The organism is Streptomyces colonosanans (genome assembly GCF_001866645.1).
Classification (GTDB): Bacteria; Actinomycetota; Actinomycetes; order Streptomycetales; family Streptomycetaceae; genus Streptomyces; species Streptomyces colonosanans.
Map to the genome: position 1 here is coordinate 1 of NZ_MLYP01000078.1, position 18,632 is coordinate 18,632.

12 protein-coding genes and 2 pseudogenes are annotated in these 18,632 nt (G+C 71.9%); 13 read left to right on the forward strand and 1 reads right to left on the reverse strand.

Features of this window, described 5'->3' with window-relative positions; translation table 11 throughout:
- From BIV24_RS26735 to BIV24_RS26760, 6 genes and pseudogenes are all read left to right on the forward strand, one after another.
- Positions 1–2,438: pseudogene (locus BIV24_RS26735) on the forward strand (hypothetical protein); the annotation flags it as partial.
- 26 nt (positions 2,439–2,464) lie between these two features.
- Complete coding sequence (locus tag BIV24_RS26740) at positions 2,465–4,087, forward strand: PfaD family polyunsaturated fatty acid/polyketide biosynthesis protein (protein WP_071369027.1); 1,623 nt, start codon at positions 2,465–2,467, stop codon at positions 4,085–4,087.
- Complete coding sequence (locus BIV24_RS26745; protein ID WP_071369028.1) at positions 4,084–5,832, forward strand: acyl-CoA dehydrogenase family protein; 1,749 nt, start codon at positions 4,084–4,086, stop codon at positions 5,830–5,832. The genes BIV24_RS26740 and BIV24_RS26745 overlap by 4 nt, the downstream gene beginning before the upstream one ends.
- On the forward strand, positions 5,832–7,649 hold the full coding sequence (locus BIV24_RS26750; RefSeq protein ID WP_071369029.1) for an acyl-CoA dehydrogenase family protein: 1,818 nt from the start codon (positions 5,832–5,834) through the stop codon (positions 7,647–7,649). The genes BIV24_RS26745 and BIV24_RS26750 overlap by 1 nt, the downstream gene beginning before the upstream one ends.
- Positions 7,646–8,455, forward strand: a complete 810-nt coding sequence (locus BIV24_RS26755; RefSeq protein WP_071369030.1) for a 4'-phosphopantetheinyl transferase family protein — start codon at positions 7,646–7,648, stop codon at positions 8,453–8,455. Before BIV24_RS26750 ends, BIV24_RS26755 begins: the two co-directional genes overlap by 4 nt.
- A 56-nt stretch (positions 8,456–8,511) precedes the next feature.
- Positions 8,512–9,813 (forward strand): NAD(P)/FAD-dependent oxidoreductase, encoded by a 1,302-nt coding sequence (locus BIV24_RS26760; RefSeq protein WP_071369031.1) that lies wholly within the window; start codon positions 8,512–8,514, stop codon positions 9,811–9,813.
- Between the two features lie 12 nt (positions 9,814–9,825).
- Here BIV24_RS26760 and BIV24_RS26765 read toward each other — a convergent pair whose 3' ends face one another.
- Positions 9,826–10,563: a MerR family transcriptional regulator gene (locus BIV24_RS26765; RefSeq protein WP_079168555.1), complete on the reverse strand. Its 738-nt coding sequence runs from the start codon at positions 10,561–10,563 to the stop codon at positions 9,826–9,828.
- A gap of 78 nt (positions 10,564–10,641) precedes the next feature.
- On the opposite strand from BIV24_RS26765, the gene BIV24_RS26770 reads away from it, so the two are divergent.
- The 7 genes and pseudogenes from BIV24_RS26770 (at position 10,642) to BIV24_RS26790 (ending at position 18,375) form a co-directional block, all read left to right on the forward strand.
- Positions 10,642–11,067: a DUF3291 domain-containing protein gene (locus tag BIV24_RS26770; protein ID WP_071369032.1), complete on the forward strand. Its 426-nt coding sequence runs from the start codon at positions 10,642–10,644 to the stop codon at positions 11,065–11,067.
- A 247-nt stretch (positions 11,068–11,314) separates the two neighbouring features.
- Complete coding sequence (locus BIV24_RS26775) at positions 11,315–12,766, forward strand: MFS transporter (RefSeq protein ID WP_071369033.1); 1,452 nt, start codon at positions 11,315–11,317, stop codon at positions 12,764–12,766.
- A gap of 108 nt (positions 12,767–12,874) precedes the next feature.
- A pseudogene (locus BIV24_RS36555) lies at positions 12,875–13,231 on the forward strand (response regulator); the annotation flags it as partial.
- A 101-nt stretch (positions 13,232–13,332) separates the two neighbouring features.
- The gene (locus tag BIV24_RS36560) at positions 13,333–13,509 is read left to right on the forward strand and encodes a response regulator transcription factor (RefSeq protein ID WP_425442595.1); all 177 of its coding nucleotides are present in this window, start codon (positions 13,333–13,335) and stop codon (positions 13,507–13,509) included.
- 150 nt (positions 13,510–13,659) lie between these two features.
- Positions 13,660–15,405, forward strand: coding sequence for a selenium-binding protein SBP56-related protein (locus BIV24_RS26780; RefSeq protein ID WP_071369034.1), 1,746 nt, complete (start codon positions 13,660–13,662; stop codon positions 15,403–15,405).
- Positions 15,402–16,736 carry a hypothetical protein gene (locus BIV24_RS26785; RefSeq protein ID WP_071369035.1) on the forward strand — a complete coding sequence of 445 codons (1,335 nt, stop codon included), beginning with the start codon at positions 15,402–15,404 and terminating at the stop codon, positions 16,734–16,736. Before BIV24_RS26780 ends, BIV24_RS26785 begins: the two co-directional genes overlap by 4 nt.
- Entirely contained in the window at positions 16,720–18,375 is a 1,656-nt protein-coding gene (locus tag BIV24_RS26790; RefSeq protein WP_071369036.1) for a nitrite/sulfite reductase, read from the forward strand. The genes BIV24_RS26785 and BIV24_RS26790 overlap by 17 nt, the downstream gene beginning before the upstream one ends.
- Positions 18,376–18,632 lie beyond the last annotated feature (257 nt).

Genomic DNA, 18,632 nt, shown 5'->3' on the forward strand with positions numbered 1-18,632 from the left:
CCCCTGCTCCCGTCCAGGCCCCCGCCCCCCGGCCCCGCGACCGCGGCGGTGTCGTCTTCGACGAGGCGGACCTGCTGGAGTTCGCGACCGGATCGGTGGCGAAGGCCTTCGGCCGCCCCGAGTTCGCCGAGATCGACGCCTACCGGGCCCGGGTGCGGCTGCCCGCGCCCCCATACCACTTCGCCACCCGCGTCACCGCGCTCGACGCCCGCCCCGGGGTCCTCGAACCGGCCCGCATCACCACCGAGTACGACGTCCCCGAGGACGCCTGGTACGCCGTCGACGGCGGCGTCCCGCCGGCGGTGACCGTCGAGGCCGGCCAGTGCGACCTGCTGCTCGTCAGCTTCCTCGGCATCGACTTCCGCAACAAGGGCGACCGCGTCTACCGGCTGCTCGACAGCTCGCTGATCTTCCACGGCGGTCTGCCCCGCACCGGGCAGACGCTCCGCTACGACATCTCCATCGACCGCTTCGTCCACCAGGGCGACACCACGGTCTTCTTCTTCAGCTACCTCTGCTACGCCGACGGCGAGCTGATCCTCGAACTCAAGGACGGCTGCGCCGGCTTCTTCAGCCAGGCCGAGCTCGACACCCCGCTCGGCATCGTCATGACCGACGCGGAGCGCGCCCGCCGCGCCGCGCTGCACCGGGCCACCTTCAAGCCGCTCGCCCGCGCACGCAAGGACCGGCTCGACGCCGCCGACCTGGAACTGCTCGCCCAGGGCCGTCCCGGGGACGTCTTCGGGCCCGACCACGCCCAGGACCCGGGCCTCAACCCGGCGCTGCGCCTGCCGGACTCGATGCTCCGCATGATCGACGAGGTCACCGTCGACCGCACCGGCGGACCGCGCGGCCTCGGGAAGATCAGCGCCGTCAAGCACCTGGAGCCGGACGCCTGGTACTTCACGTGCCACTTCCCGGACGACCCGGTGCTCGCCGGATCGCTGATCGCGGAGGGCGCCGTCCAGCTCCTCCAGGTCTATCTGCTCCACCAGGGCATGCACCTGACGCTCCCGGACGCCCGGTTCCAGACGGTCACCGACCGCCGGATCGACGTCAAGGTGCGCGGCCAGGTCACCCCGCGCAACAGCGAGATCCGCTACGAGCTGGAGATCACCGAGCTGACCCTGCTGCCCCGGCCCACCGTGGTCGCGGACGTCCTGGTGTACCTCGGCGACAGGCCGGTCGTCCGGATGGAGAACCTCGGCCTGCAGATCGTGGAGAAGCCGGGCACGCCCTACCGTCCCGAGACCGGCGGCGTGCCGGCCTTCCTCGGCCGCCGCAACCGCTCCGGCGAACCGGCCATGATCAACGAACTGCACCTGGCGCACGCCGCCCAGGGCCTCCTCGACATGGCCATGGGCCCCGAGTTCGAGATCTACCGCGAGAGCCGCGCCCCGTACATCCCCAACGGCGACTTCCAGTTCGTCGACCGCGTCATGTCCCTGACCGGTACCCGCGGTGACCTGAACCCCGGCTCCGAGATGGTCACGGAGTACGACTCCCCGGACGACGCCTGGTACTACCAGGAGAACTCCTCGCCGTACATGCCCAACTTCGTGTACATGGAGTCCTCCCTCCAGGCCGCGATCTTCCTCGGCTACTACCTCGGCGCGACCCTCAGCCGCCCCGAGGAGCAGTACCGCATCCGCAACCTCGACGGCCGGGCCACCCTCATCCGCGACATCGACCTGCGCGACAAGACGATCCGCCACCACTCCAAGCTGCTCAGCACCAGCATCGTCTCCGGGGCCGTGCTCCAGAACTTCAGCTATGAACTGAGCGCCGACGGCGAGGTCTTCTACACCGGCGAGTCGCTCTTCGGGTACTTCAGCGACGCGGCTCTCGCCAACCAGGTGGGCCTCGACAGCGGCACGTACCGGGAGCCCTGGATCGTCACCGAACGGCCCGCCGCCGAGCGGGTCCGCAGAATCGAACTTCCCGACGACGCCCCGGCCTTCACCGACCCCTCGGGCGGCGCGCTGCGCCTGCCCGCCGGCCGCTTCCACCTCGTGGACCGCGTCGACCTCGTCGAGGACGGCGGCCGCCACGGCGCCGGATACCTCCACGGCTACCGGAGCATCCGCCCCGACGAGTGGTACTTCGACCGGCACTTCCACCGCGACCCCGTGATGCCGGGCTCGCTCGGCGTCGAGGCCGTGCTCCAGGCGATGCGCCTCTTCGTCCTGGACCAGAACCTCGCCGACGGCATGGAGCGGCCCCGCTTCGCCATGGCCACCGGCGTCGAGATGGCGTGGAAGTACCGCGGCCAGATCCTGCGCGACGACGACGAGCTCTTCTTCGACGTGCACATCAAGGAGGTGCGCAGGGAGGCCGACCGGCTGCTCGTGATCGCCGATGCCGACCTCTGGAAGACCGGCCTGCGCATCTACGAACTCACCGACGTGGCCATCGAAGTCCGTCCGGAATCGGACTGACCCGCATGCACAGCCGAGGAGCAGAGTTGTCCACGAGCACCGCACAGCACACCGTCCGCTGGTACGGGGAGGGATATCCGAGCGCCGATCCCGCAGGCATCCACCAGGCCCTCGGCCAGCTGGAGCAGCCCTGCTACATCGTGTCCGGACCGCGGGGCATCGGCGCCGTCGCCGGTGGCACCGCGGTCGCCGGCGGCGACGGCCCCGTCGTGCTGGCCGTCGCCCCCGCCCTGTCGCCGCAGCGGCTCGGCTCGGCCGAGTTCCGCGCCGCGCACGGGGTCCGCTACGCCTACATGGCCGGGGCGATGGCCGGCGGCATCGCCTCCGTCGAGCTGGTCATCGCCCTGGCCCGGCAGGGCTTCCTGGCCTCCTTCGGGGCCGCGGGCCTGCTGCCCGACGTCATCGCGAAGGCACTGACCCGCTTTCGCGAGGAGATCCCCGGGCTGTCGTACGCCGTCAACCTGATCCACAGCCCCAGCGAGCAGCGCCTGGAACACGACGCCGTCCAGCTGTTCCTGGACCACGGGGTGCAGTGCGTGGAGGCGTCCGCCTACCTGGACATCACCCCACACCTGGTCCGCTACCGGCTGGCCGGGCTGCGGACCGACCCGTCGGGGCAGGTGATCGCCGAGAATCGGATCATCGCCAAGATCTCCCGGGGCGAGACCGCCGAGCGCTTCATGCGCCCGGCGCCGACCGCCCTCGTGGAGAGCCTCCTCGCGGACGGGCTGATCACCGCCGAGCAGGCCCGCCTCGCCCATCTCGTCCCGCTCGCCGACGACATCACGGCGGAGGCCGACTCCGGCGGCCACACGGACCGCCGGCCGCTCCCGGCCCTCCTCCCGGTCGTCCTGCGCATCCGCGACACCATCCAGCGGGAGTACCGCTACGCCCGGCCCATCGGGGTCGGCGCGGCCGGGGGGCTCGGCACCCCGGTGGCCGTCGCCGGAGCCTTCGCCATGGGCGCCGCCTATGTCGTCACGGGCTCTGTGAACCAGTCGTGCGTGGAGTCCGGCACCTCCAGGGCGGCCCGCGAGGTCCTTGCCCAGGCCGACATCACCGACTGCGTGATGGCCCCGGCCGCCGACATGTTCGAGATGGGCGTGGAGCTCCAGGTGCTGCGCCGGGGCTCGATGTTCCCGATGCGCGCCGGGCAGCTTTACCGGCTCTACCAGACGTACGACGGCATCGAGGCGCTGCCCGAGGCGGAGCGCCGGCGCCTGGAGACGCAGATCTTCCAGTGCCCGCTGGACGACGTCTGGCAGGAGTGCGTCGAGTACTTCAGCCGCCGTGACCCCGACCAGCTGAGCCGGGCCGCCGACAACCCCAGGCGCCGGATGGCCCTGGTCTTCCGCTGGTACCTCGGCATGTCCTCGCGCTGGGCCGTCACGGGCCAGACCGAACGCGGCGCCGACTTCCAGATCTGGTGCGGCCCCGCGATGGGCAGCTTCAACTCCTGGGTGGCCGGCAGCTACCTGAACACCCCCGGCAACCGGACGGTCGCCGACGTGGCCCACCAACTCATGCGCGGCGCCGCGTACCACACCAGGACCGCCCAGCTGCGTACGGCGGGGCTGACCCTGCCGTCCACCGCCGAGTACGTGCCTGTGCCCCTGGACACGGCGGGCCTGACGGGGGTGGCCTCGTGAGCGGCCTGACGCCCGAGGCGGTCGAGGAGCTCCTCGGCGACCCCACGAACTCCGAGAACCCGTACGGGTTCGCCGCCGCCGTGGCCAGGGACGAGGAGGACGCCGCCCCCGACGACCTCTGCCGCAAACTGGTCTCGGCCGGCTTCCACCTCAACTACCTGCCAGAGGCATGGGGCGGCGAGTTCCGCTCCTTCGACCGGAGCCTCACCCTGGTCCGGGCCGCCGCCCGCCGCGATGTGAACGTCATGCCGGGCACGATGTTCGGCATCATCGCCGCCACCTGCCTCCAGCTCCACGGCAGCGAGGAGCAGCGGAGCAGGGCCGCGGAGATCCTGACGGGCGGCGGCACGGTGGCGTTCGCGCTCACCGAGGCCGATCACGGCAGCGACATCCTCGCCAACGAGGTCCGCCTCGCGCCCGACGGGACCCTGCACGGCGAGAAGTGGATGGTCGGCAACGGCCTGGGCTGCGACGCCGTCTACGTGGTGGCCCGCACCGGGGAGCGGGGACCGGGCGCCTTCACCGCCTTCCTGCTGGACCTGGACCTGGACCCGGAGCGGGGCGGCGAGGGCGCTGGCCTGGAGCGGCTTCCGGCCGCCCGGACCAACGGCATGCGCGGCATCGACACCGCCCGGCTCCGCTTCACCGGCCTCCCCGTCCCGGACAACGCCCGGGTCGGCCGGACCGGCGAGGGCCTGGAGATGGCCGTCCGTGCCCAGCAGGCGGTCCGGCTCATGAGCATGGCCGGCAGTCTCGGCTGCGTGGACACCGCGGTGCGCCTCACGCTCGACTTCGCGGTCGGCCACCGGATCGCCGGCACCCCGGTCCTCCGGACCCCGTACGCCCGCCGGGAGCTCGCCGCCACCTCGGCCGCGCTGATCGCCGCCGACGCGACGGCCCTGGCCGCCGCCCGGGGCGTGCACGCCGTCCCCGGCGCGTTCAGCGTGTGGGCGCTCGCCGCCAAGCATGTGGTGGCCGAGACCGCCGATGCCCTGCTGCGCCGCTGCGCCCGGCTCCTCGCCACCCGCTCCGTCCTGCGCGAAGGCCCGCCCGGCGCCGGTCTGTTCCAGAAGCTCCAGCGGGACAGCGCCGTGATCCGCGTCATCGACTCCGGGCCGATGGCCAACCTCCGTTCGTACGCCGGGCAGTTGCCCGGCCTGCTCGACGGAACCCGTATCGCCCCGGCCGGACTCCTCGACGATGCCTTCCGGCTGGACGAGGAGCCCCCGCCGTACGACCCGACCGGACTCGACCTCGTCGTCCGCGGAGCCGACCCGGTTCTCGCCGAACTTCCAGCATCTGTGAGGGAGTTCACGAGCACCCCGGAGGCTGCGGCCGACCCGTTCACCAGGTCGTGCGTCGCCCGGCTCGCCGACGCCGTGGACGGGCTGTCCGCCCTGGCCGCGTCGGCCCGCGGGCGCGGCGCCGACCCGAACGCCCTGGTGGACCTCGCCGAGCGCCACGCCTGGCTGCACGGTGCGGCGGCCTGCCTCCACCTGTGGCGCCACAACCGCCACCTCTCGCTCTACGGGACCCCGCCGGGCTCCACCGGCTGGCTCGGCGCGGCCCTCGTCCATCTGCTCGCCCAGGCCGACGGCGCGGGCGTCCTGCGCCACGCCGAGGGCCTGTACCCCGCCCTGGACGCCGTCGAGGCGCTGTGGGAGGGGAACCGGATGCTGACCGCCCTGCCCGTCCGACTCGCCCCCCCCACCACCGCACACCCGATACCGATGGAGGACGACTGATGTCCCAGGCCGAGTTGATCGAACTCGCCGAGCGGCTCGAAACCTATCTGGGCGACCCGCACGACCCCGCGAGCCGGATGTCCTTCGCCACCGTGCTCGACCACGACGAGCGCGACGCCTTCCCGTACGCCTTGATCGGCATGCTGCGCCGCTGGGGCTTCCTCGACTACGGCCTGCCGGCCGAGCAGGGCGGCAAGGCGGGCAGCCCCGAGACCGGGTTCGTCCTCATGCGGCTCGTCGCCCGTCGCGACGGCGCGACGGCCATCGCCGCCGGGCTCTCCCAGGCGGCCTTCGCGCCGGTGTGGATCGGCGGCACCGACGAGCAGAAGCGCCGCCAGATCGAGGACATCCACAAGGGCGTCTCACTCGCCTGGGGGCTCTCCGAGGCTGCCCACGGCAGCGACCTTCTCGGCAACGAGGTCGTCGCGGAGAAGGTGCCGGGCGGCTACCGGCTCACCGGCGAGAAGTGGCCCATCGGCAACGCCACCTTCGCGGACCGGATGGTCGTCTTCGCCCGCACCGGCACCCGCCGGGGCCCCGGCGACTTCTCCATCCTCGTCGTCGACAAGTGGACCGCCGAGGCCGAGACCGTCCGCGAGACGCCCCTGCTCAAACTCCACGGCGTCCGCCCCCTGGACCTCAGCGGCCTGCGCTTCGACGGCGTCTTCGTGCCCGACGACCTCCTCATCGGCGCCGAGGGCCAGGGTCTCGAGATCGCCCTCAAGACCAGCCAGACCGCCCGCCTCGTCATCCTCAGCCTGGCCCTGTCCAGCGTGGACACCTCGCTGCGCACGGCCCTGGAGTTCGCCCAGGGCCGGGTGCTCTTCGACCGCCCGATCGTCGAGGTCCCGTACACCGGCACCCAGTTGGCGGAGTCCTTCGCCGAACTCATGGCGGCCGATGCCATGTGCCTGGGCGCCGTTCGCAGCGTCCAGGCCTCCCCGAACCAGGTCAGCGTCTGGTCCTCCGCGGCGAAGTACCTGGTGCCGACCCTCCTCGAAGGTGCCCTCTCCCGGCTCAACGTGGTGCTCGGCGCCCGGGTGTTCCTCCGCGAGGACCCCCGCTACGGCATGCACCAGAAGATGCTCCGCGACATCCTCGTGACCAACATGGCCGACGGGAACACCGTCGTGAACCTGCGCAACATCGGCCACGAGCTGGACTCGCTCCTGAAGAAGGCCCGCACCGCCACCCCGGAGGAGCGGCAACAGGCCGCCGGCCGGGCCGCCGTGCTCTTCGACATGAACGCCGAACTCCCGCCCTACCGGCCGTGGGAGCAGGAGCTGTCCAGCCGGGGCCGCGACGACGCGGTCCTGGCGGCGGCCGACGGCCTGGAGCGGCTGCGCGCCCTCGCGGACGACGCGGCCGACAAGGACAAGGACCGGCTGCTGCTCGCCGCCGACATCGCCGGTGAACTCCTCGGCAGGCTCGGCCCGCTGGAGGAGCGCGCCACCGCACTGCGGCAGGAGCTGGGCCGCGGCTACGCACAGTCGGCCGAACTCTTCGAGCTGGCCAAGGAGTACTGCGTCGTCCACGCGGCGGGCGCCTGCGTGCTCACGTACGTCCACTCGCAGGGCTGCATGGCCGAACCCCTGCCGAGCGCCGCGGTGCTCCTGCTCCAACTGGAGCGGCTGCGCAAGCAGTTCCACCCGTACGAGCCCTACCGCGACCCGGCCGCCGCCGATGAGGTCCTCGCCGTCCTCACCCGGCTGCACGCCGAGAACCGGCTCCTGTCGCACTGGCCGATCACCCTGGCCGGAGCGGCGGAGCAGGCGCAGCAGGCGGAGTCCACGGCCCCGGCGGGGAGCCCCGCGTGAACCAAGGCCCGGACGGGCCCGCCCCCGCGGACGGGCCCGTGACGGACCTGTGGACGCTCTCCGAGCGGCTCGTGCCGGAGCTGGCGGCCCACGCCGGCGGCGAGACGGCGGCCCTGGCCCCGGACGAGCGCGCCCGCCACGCGCGGCAGCGCTCGCCCGGGGCGCGCCGCCGCTTCCTGGGCGGCCGGCTGCTCTGCCGCCTCGCGCTGAGCGCCCGCACCGGGCTGGCGCCGGAGACCTGGCGCTTCACCGAGGGCGTCCACGGGCGTCCGGAGCTTGTCCCGGGCCACCACGGCCTGCGCTTCAACGTGTCCCACACCGACGGCGTGATCGCCTGCGTCGTCACCGAGGGATACGCGTCCGGCGTGGACGTGGAGCGGGTCCCGTTCGACGACGAGACGGTCCGGCTGCTGACCACCCAGTTCGACGAGGCCCAGCAGGCCGCCATCGCGGACGCCCCGGACCAGGCCGCCGCCCTGCAGGAGATGTGGGTACTCAGCGAGGCCTACCTCAAGGGGCTCGGCATCGGCCTGGTGCAGGGCCTCGGGGAGCTTCGGTTCACCCGGCGCCCCGGCTCCACCGAGGTGACCGTCGCCGACGGCCGCCGCCCCGACACCTGCCGCCGCTGGCGGCTCGACCTGACCGGTCACGGCTCCGGCCATCTGCTCGCCGTGGCGGTCGACGACGGGGGAGCGGGCCGGCTGCGCCGCCACGATCTCGTCGAACCCGGCGACCTCGTCGGCCCGGACGGGCTGCCGGCCGGGCGGTGGCCGACGGCCGGCAGCCGCGCCCCTTCCTCCCCCTGACCCCCCGAGGCCGTCTTCCGTTGCCCCGCACCTCTCGTGATCTGGAAGGACCCACCATGCCCGAGAACGATTCCCCGCGCGTCGCCGTCATCGGCGCCGGCCCCGCCGGAATCTCCGCCGCCTACCGCCTGCGCGACCGCGCCCGGATCACCGTCTTCGAGCGCGAGCCCCGGCCCGGCGGCCACGCCAACACGGTGGAGGTCGAGGAGGACGGCCGTGTCATCGGCCTCGACACGGCGTTCATCGTGTTCAACCCGCGCTTCTACCCGCGCCTGTGCGCCTTCTTCGGCGAGCTGGGCGTGGAGACCGTGGTCCACCCGGGCGGCTTCGAGTTCTTCGACCTCGACAGCGGACTGGAGTTCGGCACCGAGGAGATGGAACTGGACGAGGCCGCAATCGAGGCGCGCTACGCCGCCGCGTACCCGGAGTTCCCTGACGTCTGGCGGGAGGTGGGGCGCTTCCACGCGGAGAGCCGCCGGGACTTCTCGCGGGGCCGCGCCGACATGTCGCTGGGGGAGTACCTGGACCGCAACGGCTACAGCACCGCGTTCCGCCACTCGTACCTGATCATGCTCTGCTCCGCGGTGTGGTCGGTCCCGGCCGAGCTGATCTGGGAGATGCCCGCCGCCACCGTCATCGCCTTCTTCGTCGGGCACGACGAGGGCGGCCTCGGCGGCCGCCGGGTCGACTGGCGGACCGTGGGCGGCGGTTCCATCTCGTATGTCCGCAAGGCGCTTGCCGCGATCGGCCCCGACCTGCGGGTCTCCGAGCCGGCGGTCCGGGTGCGGCAGGAGGAGGACGGTGTCGTCGTCACCACGGCGAACGGCGCCGCCACGTTCGACTACGTGGTCCTCGCCACCCACGCCGACGAGGCGTTCGCGCTCCTGGAGAACCCGACCGACGCGCAGCGGGCGGCCGTCGAGGGCGTGCGCTACAGCGCCTCCCGCGTGGTGCTGCACCGGGACGCCTCGCTGATGCCCAGTGACCGCGAGCGCTGGGGGGCCTGGAACTACGGCAAGAAGACGGTCGACGGGGAGACCCGCTGCTTCGTCACGTACTACCTCAACCGGCTGCAGGACTTCACTGCGAGCCAGGACTACTTCGTCACCCTCGACCCGCCGCGTCCGCCGGCCGAGGACCTCGTCATCGCCTCGTTCGACTACACCCACCCGGTGATCGACATGGCGCTGCGCGAGCGGCAGTCCGTGATCCACGCGGCGAACGAGGGCACTCGCGTGAAGCTGTGCGGGTCCTACTTCCACTCCAAGGAACTGGGCCCCGACTTGATCGGTTCGCACGAGGCGGCCTTCTCGGCCGGGGCGGAGGCGGCGGCCAGGATTCTGGACGAGCTGTCCTGACGGCCCTTCGGGTCAGTCCCCCTGCGGCTTCCCTTTCGGCTCTTCCTTCGGCGCGCTCCGCGGCTTGTCGCCCTGCGCCTTCTGGGCCTCCTCCGCCTCGTCCGCGTGACCGCTGAACAGGCGGGCGGACTTGTCCTCCTGAGCGAGCCTGCGGAGCGCGAGGAGCGCCGGTTCCAGGAGAACCGACACCAGCACGGCACGTTCGGCCTGCTCCAGCAGACCGGACGTGCCGTGCATCTGCTTGATGTCCAACTCGGAGGTCCGATCGGCCAGTTCGGCGTACGGCAGCAGGGTGTGCCAGTCGATGTCCGAGCCGAGGCCGCTCAGCGCGTCCAGCACGTCGCCGAGCGTGTGGATGGCGGCCGTGTGGTTCGCGACGTCCCACCCCATCTCGGAGACGAGCCTGCGCGCGTCCGCGACTCCCTCGGTCTCCCGCTCCGCCGCCGCCTCCGCCTCCTGCTCCTGCTTCTTCTTCAGGGCGGCCGGGCGGGCCTCGGTCACGATGCCGAAGATCTGGTGCAGGTCGCCCTCCTCCGTGATGGCGCCCAGGATCTCCCGGACCGAGTTGACCGGCAGCTTGCGCACTCCGATCAGGACGCGGATCAACCGGAGCCGGTGGAGGTGGTCCTCGCCGTAGGAGGCCTGGTTGGCCGCGGTAGCGCGCCCGGGGGAAAGTAGTCCGTCACGGAGGTAGTACTTGATCGCGGGGATGGAGACCCCGCTGCGGCGGCTGAGTTCCGAAATCTTCATCTTGCTCCACTCACTGGATAACGGATGGCGCTACTGTCTATTATTGTAGTCGTTGGCCTCTTCAGGAAGGTGGGCGTTATGCCGACGCTCGGCTGGATCACCCCGAACCCTGCACCGCCCCGCACCAACTCGTACGTCATGGCTTCCCGCTTCGAAGTGAAATCCCTGGCCGATGTCCCTAAGTTTCTGCTCAGGTCGCTGAGTTCCTGGAGTCAGGTCAAGACCGCTCGCGGGGCGTACGGCGCCTCGCTGATCGCGCAGCCCCTCAAGCGGACCTTCTGGACGCTGTCCGCCTGGGAGGACCGCGATGCCCTGTACGCCTACGCGAAGGCCGACCCGCACGGTGCGGCGATGCGCGCCGTGGGGCCGTCGATGAAGTCGTCGACCTTCACCTTCTGGGAGGTGGACACCGCGTCGCTGCCGATCGACTGGGACGACGCCAAGCGCCGCCTGGCCGAGAAGGCGCGCGAGGACGCCGCCCGCGGCGGCGGCCGCCGGGCCTGACGGCCGGGCCGCCGCCCCTCCTGCCTGGCCGGGGGCTCACCACCCCCGGAGTCCCCGGCCCTCTCTCCCCCCACCCCCCGAGCCGCGCTCCGCCGGGACGCTGTTCGTCCCCCGCCGGTGCTCCCGGCGGAGCGCGCCCCCAGTGTGTTCGCTCTTTCTTCGTTCGACCCCCTGCGTGTTCGACCCCGGTGTCCGCCGGATGGAGGCGATTGTCATGAGCACAATCAGAAGCGACGAGGGTGGCGGGATGGCCCAGCGCCCCGCCCCCGAATCACGGCCGGCCCGATTCCCCCTGTGGGCGACGATCCTCGCCTGCAGCCTGCCCATGTTCATGGTGGCGCTGGACAACCTCGTCGTGTCCACGGCTCTGCGCTCCATGGCCGCGGACCTCCAGGCCTCCACCACGGACCTGCAGTGGTTCGTCAACGCGTACGTGCTCAGCTTTGCCTGTCTGCTGCTGACCGGCGCGGCCCTGGGGGACCGGTTCGGCCGGCGCCGCGTCTTCGTCCTCGGCATCGCCGTCTTCACCCTCTCGTCCATCGGCTGTGGCCTTGCCGACAGCAGTGGCCAGCTCATCGCGATGCGCGCCTTCCAGGGTCTCGGCGCCGCGGCGGTCATGCCGCTCTCCCTCACGCTCCTCGCCGAGGGGGTGCCCGACCGAAAGCGGAACCTCGCCCTCGGCCTGTGGTCGGCCGTCAGCGGCATGGCCGTGGCCCTCGGCCCGGTCGTCGGCGGCGCGGTCGTGGACGGACTCGACTGGCAGTGGATTTTCTGGGTCAATGTCCCGGTCTGTGTCGTCGCCATTCCGCTGGTCTTCGTCGTCCTCGGCGAGAGCTCCGTGCCCATGTCCCGGCTCGACCCGCCCGGCATGCTCCTCGTGACTGCCGGACTCGTCTCCGTCGTCTGGGCGATCGTGAACGGCGAGACGGAGGGCTGGAGCTCCGGTGTCATCCTCGCCGCCTTCGCGGCCGGCGCAGTCCTGCTGGTCCTCTTCGTCCTCTGGGAGCGACGTGCGCCACAGCCCCTGCTGCCGCTGTCCTTCTACCGCAAGCGGGCCTTCGTCTTCTCCAACCTGGTCTCCGCCAGCATGTACTTCGGCGTCTTCGGGTCGATCTTCCTGCTCGCCCAGTTCTTCCAGATGGCGCCCGTCCGGACCCCGCTGGAGGCCGGCGTGCTCACCCTTGCCTGGACCCTGATGCCGATGTTCGTGGCGCCGGTGGCCGGCGCGCTGACCGACCGTCTCGGCGGCGGCCGTTTGATGGCAGCGGGCCTGCTCCTCCAGGCGATCGGCCTCGCCTGGATCGACCTGGTCGCCACCTCGGACACTCCGTACTCCCGTATGGTGGGCGCGATGATCGTCGCCGGCATCGGCATGGGCCTCGTCTTCGCCCCGACCGCGGCGGTCGTGCTCGCCTCGGTGGGACCGCAGAACCGCGGCAAGGCCTCCGGCGCCAACAACACCGTCCGCGAGATCGGCGGCGCCCTCGGCACCGCCATCCTGAGCAGCGTCTTCGTCCACTACGGAAGCGACCGCACCGCCCAGGAATTCGTCGAGGGCATGCGCCCCGCGATCTGGATCGGCGTCGCCGTCGTCCTGCTGGGAGCGCTCTGCGCCCTCGCCATCCCGCGCCATGTGGCCACGCCCCCCGGCGAGGACGATCCCGTCGCCGAACGAGAGCGCGCCTCGGTAACTCGCTGAAATTTCAGCCGCCGTTCCCACAAGGAACGGCGGTTCGGTGCTGAAATCCTCTGCGGTGTCTGTGGACCGGAACGATGGGGCAGAGGAACGAGGACCTGTGATGGGTATGTGGGCGGAACACCGCGACAGGGCCGCACGGAACGGCTTCATCCAGGTCATGGGGCTGCTGGGAGCCGGCTTCGTCGCCTTGGAGGTGATCGTCTACAGCGCCGTCGGCGGACGGACCGGGGAAACGGGGAGGGACTCCTTGCCGTCGCCGAGAAAACCCAGCCCGACATCGCGATCCTGGACGTCAGCATGCCCGGTCTCGACGGGCTCACCGGAGCGGAGCGGCTGCGCGAGCAGCTCTCCGGATGCCGGATCCTCGTCCTGACCGTGCTCGACGCGCCGAACGTCGTACGCCGCGCGCAGGACATCCGCGTGGACGGGTACATGGTCAAGAACGCTCCGGCCGAGCAGCTCGTCCAGGCCATCCGTCGGATCATGGCCGACGAGCGGGTGATCAGCGGAGCCGGCTCTCGCGGCCCGGGAGGGAGAACCGAGCCCCCTTACGGCCCGCGAGGCCGATGTGCTCCGGCTGGTCGCCGCCGGTGCGGAATCGGCCCGGGATCGCCGGGCTGCTCCACCTGTCGCCCGGCACCGTTCGCAGCTACCTCACGGCCGTTGTCGCCAAGTTGGACGCGCGTAACCGCACCGACGTCGTGCGGATCGCCCCTGACGCGGGGTGGCGCCTCAGCAACTGAAACCGGACGCCCCGAGAGCTCCAGCCGCACGGGAAAAACGGCCGAAAGGCGCGCGCGATCGGGGCGTCAGTGGCACGTCAGCGAGTTCTGCGAAGGTACCGGCGCCCAGTTGGACCCAACAGACAACTCCGTGAGAGGAGCATTCGCGACGTGCGACGATTTAGTCTCCAACGGCCGGGCAGAACGTCCCGCCTGGCCGCGTGCCTCACCGCGGTCGGCGTGATCTCCGCCCTGCTGACGTCTTCGGAAGGCGCCGCCGCGTCCCCCGAGCCCGAGCGGGTGACGACGCAGTTCACCGCCTCCGACGGTGTGACGTACACGGCCACCAACCACATGCTGCCCGCCTCCCAGGACCGCGGCCGGGAATGGCTCCTGACCTGGGCGGGCTCCGCCGACCCCGCCAAGCCGGACTTCCTCGCCGTGGTCGACGCGACCCGCAAATCGCCGACGTACGGCGAGGTGGTCAACACCGTCACCCTCGGCCCCGGCCTCGCCAACGAGGCCCACCACATGCAGTACGTGTGGCACAAGGGCGACCGGCTCTACGCCGGCGCACTGCTCCAGGACACCGTCTTCGTCTTCGACACCACCGCGCTGCCGGCCCTGAAGCTGGCCGGCGTCAACTCGACCATCGACACGCCCTGCGGCACTGCCCCCGACGCCTTCCAGGTGCTCCGCGACGGCACCGCGTATGCCAGCTACCTCGGTGGGCCGGACCTCCCCGGCCCCTGTACGTTCACCAACGGCGAGGTCCGCGAGGGCAACGGCGCGGCCGGGTCGCCCGGCGAGATCGTGCGGCTCGACAAGAACGGCAAGACCCTAGCCGAGATCCCGGCCGCGCTCGCCGAGGGCGAGGACCCGACGCAGTGCGGCAACGTGCCCAAGCTCAAGAAGGCCACCTGCGCCAACCCGCACGGGGTCATGGTCAGCGAAGAGCGCAACATCATGGTGGCGAGCGACTTCGTCGAGGCCCGCCACTTCATGAGCCCGAAGCTGCCCGACCAGACCAACCTCGCGCGCCAGACCGTGCGGGTCTGGGACATCGCCAACCGCAACAACCCAGAGCTGCTCTCCGTGAGCAAGATGCCCGACGGTCCGCGCGCCAGCCTGGAGAAGTCGGCGGTGTGGCACGAGTCGCGGGTCGTCATGGAGCCCGCGCTCCCCAACAAGAAGCAGCACAAGGGAGTGTTCGCCTCCTCCATGCTTGGTGGCGCGATCTTCTACGCCCCCGACGTGACCGTGCCCGAGCCGAAGTGGCGCGAGGTCTTCGACGACACCACGGCCTACCGCGCCGCGGGCGCACCGAAGGACGTTACGGGCGGCGGCGACGCCGGAAGCTGGCTGATGGTCAGCCCCGACGACCGCTACCTGTTCCACACGGTGATGGGCCAGTCCACCGCCTACGGCAAGCCGCTCGACCGGACCACCGGCATGCTCTACGTGCTCGACATCCGCAAGCTGCTGGCCGCCGGCGACAACCCCAAGTGCAACATCGACAAGCTGAGGGAGGTGTACCACGGCGGCTCCGAGAGCGACTGCCCGGCCGTCACCTCTGCCATGCCGATCCGGGACACCACGGACGGCGGCCCGCACTGGGGCGCGATGGACAACTTCAAGCAGACGCCCGACGGGAACTACCAGGAGGCCGAGCAGATCCGCCGCCTCGCCACCTCGAACTACTTCATCGCCGGTTCCTTCAGCGGCGACGGCAACCACGACGTCTGCATGTACGACCTCGACAGCGAGGGCAAGTTGAAGCAGGACAATTCGTTCCGCGACGAACAGAGCGGCACGCCCTGCGTCGACTTCGACCGGACCTCGTGGCCGCACGGCGACACCGGCCCGGCCCGCCCGCACGGAATCCTGTTCGCCGTCAGTGACAGCGTCCTGAAGTGACCGGATTCATCGGTACCCAGGTGACCGCGGCCCTCACCCCGGGCCGCGGTCACCTGGCCGCGCTGGACGGGGCGGCGCCGGGGGGGTCCCTGGTGCCGATCGCCGTCGCGTCCGTCATCGGCGTCGTGGCCGTGCTGGCCATGGCGCGGCGGAACCTGCTGCCCCGCAGATACCTCGCCGCCTCGTTCACCGTCTTCGCCGTGGCGCTCGGTCTCGTCGCCGTTGCCGCGCTCGGCTCGGGGGACGGGGACCGGGGGACCCTCGCCGCCGACGACACCACTGCCGCGCAGGACCCGACCCCGCCGGGGACGCCCGTTCTGCGGACCCTCGCCCTGGGCGGGAAACAGGTCGGCGTCCTCGTCGTCCCCGGACGACCCGGCCTCAACCTGGTCGCCGTCGGAGCCGAGGACGCGCAGGCCGGCACCACCGCCGGCACCCTGCGGCCGGGCGAACGGCGGCCGGGCAGCTCCCAGTCGTGGATTCCGGTGGTCCTCCCCAAGGGCCGCAGCACCCTGCGGATCTCCGCGGGCGGCGCCGCGGGCGAGCTTCCGGTCGACACCGGCAGCGGAGCCCAGGCCCCGCTCGCCGCCCTGGCCACCGCCGACGGACCGGAGTGCGCGGAGGTCGCCCTCGGCGCACTCGTGGCGGGCGAACGGGCCCCGCTCACTGCCTGCCCGTCCGACCGGCTCGCCGAACGGGACGCCACCGCGCTGCGCGCTACTGTCCTCTTCCTCGCCGCCCGGGGCACCCGCTCCGTGGGCCTCGTCTCCGACGACTCGGAACGCGGCAGGGCCGCGGCCGCCACCGTCCGTGCGGCCGCTGCCCGCGAGGGCATCGACGTCACCGCGCCCGGCCGCGCCACCCAGCCCCTGATCGTCACCACCGGCTGGCCCGGCGCGACGGAGGCGACCCTCGCCGTCGAGGGAGGCCGGACCGTCGCCCAGGGCGTCTACCTCGCTCCCTGGCTGCTCGCCCGGTCCGTACTGACGCCCAGCGCCGGGCAGTTGATCCCACTGCGGTACACGCCGAGGCGGGCCGATGCCATGGCGTATGTCAAGGCACTCACGGCCCGGATGCCCGGAGCGTACCCGACGGGCGGCGGATACGAGGCCTGGCAGCGCGTACGGGAAGAGGAGCCCGAGCCGTCACCGCGGCTCTTCGCGGTCTCCGTCGCCTACGTACCCGGCGGCATGGTCGCCGTGGACGGCGAGAAACGGAGCGGCGGCCACCACCACGGCGGCGGCGAGACGGCGGACTGGCTGCCCTCGGGAATGATCTCGCCGATCAGCGGCCCACTGAAGGAGAGGACCAACGATGACCCGGGTGCGTAAGCGCGACGAGGGCCAGTGGGCGCTCGGTTCGCGGGAACCCCTGAACGACAACGAACGCTTCAAGGCGGTCGAGGATCCGCTGCGGGTGCGCGAGCGCATCGAGCAGACGTACGCGCGCGAGGGCTTCGCCTCCATCCCCGCCGAGGACCTGCGCGGCCGGTTCCGCTGGTGGGGGCTCTACACCCAGCGGCGCCCCGGCATCGACGGCGGCCGCACCGCGACCCTGGCACCGGAGGAGCTCGACGACGAGCACTTCATGCTGCGCGTACGGGTCGACGGCGGCGAACTCTCCGTGGCGCAGCTGCGCGAGATCGCCGCGCTGTCCACCGAGTTCGCACGGGACACCGCCGACATCACCGACCGGCAGAACATCCAGTTCCACTGGATCCGGATCGAGGACGTCCCCGAGATCTGGCGCCGCCTGGAGGCCGTCGGACTGTCCACCACCGAGGCGTGCGGCGACTGCCCCCGGGTCGTGCTGGGGAGCCCCGTCGCGGGGATCAGCCCCCACGAGGTCCTGGACGCCACGTCCGCGATCCGCGAGATCGTCGACCGGCACGTCGGGGACCCCTCGCTGTCCAACCTGCCCCGCAAGTTCAAGTCCGCCGTCACCTGGCTGCCGGACGTGCCCTTCCAGATCCACGACATCGCGTTCCTCGGGGTCGAGCACCCCTTGCACGGGCCGGGCTTCGACCTCTGGGTGGGCGGCGGACTCTCCACTTCCCCCCGGCTCGCCGAACGCCCCGGCGCGTGGGTGCCGCTGGCCGAGGTGCCCGAGGTCTGGGCCGCCGTCGCCGGACTCTTCCGCGACTACGGCTACCGGCGGCTGCGCAACCGGGCCCGGCTGAAGTACCTCATCGCCGACTGGGGCGTGGCGAAGTTCCGCGAGGTCCTGGAGACCGAGTACCTCGGCCGGCCGCTCGTCGACGGCCCCGAGCCGGTCCTTCCGGCGGCTCCGGTCGACCACGTCGGCGTCCACGAGCAGCGGGACGGGCGGTACTACGTCGGTGCCGCGCCCGTCGTCGGCCGGGTGTCCGGCACCCGGCTGGCCCGGCTCGCCGACATCGTCGAGGCGCACGGCTCCGGCCGCATCCGCCTGACGCCCTATCAGAAGTTGCTCGTCCTGGACGTGGTGGACCCCGAGCCGCTCGTCCGCGACCTGGAGACGATCGACCTGATCGTCAACCCCTCCCGGTGGCGCCGCTCCACGATGGCCTGCACCGGCCTGGAGTACTGCAAGCTCGCCATCGTCGAGACGAAGGACCGGGCCGCCGAACTCGTCGCCGAGCTCGAGCAACGGCTCGCGGGCCAGAGCACGGACATCACCGTCAACATCAACGGCTGCCCCAACGCCTGCGCCCGCACCCAAGTCGCCGACATCGGCCTCAAGGGCCAGATCGTCGTCGGCCCCGATGGCACCCAGGTGGAGGGCTTCCAGGTCCACCTGGGCGGCGGTCTCTCTCTCGCCAAGGACGACGAAGCGGCTCTCGGTCACAAGCCCCGGGGCCTGAAGGTGACCGCGACCGACCTCCCCGACTTCGTCGAGAACCTGGCCCGCGGCTACCAGGAGGGCCGCACGGACGAGTCGGAGACCTTCGCCCAGTGGGCGATCCGCACCCACAGCACCGGCCAGGACTGACACCCCCCGCCCCCTCCATGAGGTGCCCGCGGTCCACCCGCTCAAGTGGCCCGCGGGCACCTTTCTCGTAAGGGAGCGGGTGCGCGCCGGGCAGGGTGGCACCGGCACCTCGCGGCCCGGCGCGCCGGACCCCTGCCGGCACCCCTCTCGGCGTCGGCTCCTCGGATCACCGAGGGCCCGGCCCACGGCGCCCGGCGCAGCGGCACCGCCGGGCGCCGCACCCTTGGCTGCCGCTGCCCCTGCCGCTGCCGCTGCCG

Excerpts from the sequence above, each read along its gene's own strand:
- BIV24_RS26750 (WP_071369029.1), top strand. The coding sequence starts at position 5,832 with ATGTCCCAGGCCGAGTTGATCGAACTCGCCGAGCGGCTCGAAACCTAT.
- BIV24_RS26760 (WP_071369031.1), top strand. The coding sequence starts at position 8,512 with ATGCCCGAGAACGATTCCCCGCGCGTCGCCGTCATCGGCGCCGGCCCC.
- BIV24_RS26765 (WP_079168555.1), bottom strand. The coding sequence starts at position 10,563 with ATGAAGATTTCGGAACTCAGCCGCCGCAGCGGGGTCTCCATCCCCGCG.
- BIV24_RS26770 (WP_071369032.1), top strand. The coding sequence starts at position 10,642 with ATGCCGACGCTCGGCTGGATCACCCCGAACCCTGCACCGCCCCGCACC.
- BIV24_RS26775 (WP_071369033.1), top strand. The coding sequence starts at position 11,315 with ATGGCCCAGCGCCCCGCCCCCGAATCACGGCCGGCCCGATTCCCCCTG.
- BIV24_RS36560 (WP_425442595.1), top strand. The coding sequence starts at position 13,333 with ATGTGCTCCGGCTGGTCGCCGCCGGTGCGGAATCGGCCCGGGATCGCC.
- BIV24_RS26790 (WP_071369036.1), top strand. The coding sequence starts at position 16,720 with ATGACCCGGGTGCGTAAGCGCGACGAGGGCCAGTGGGCGCTCGGTTCG.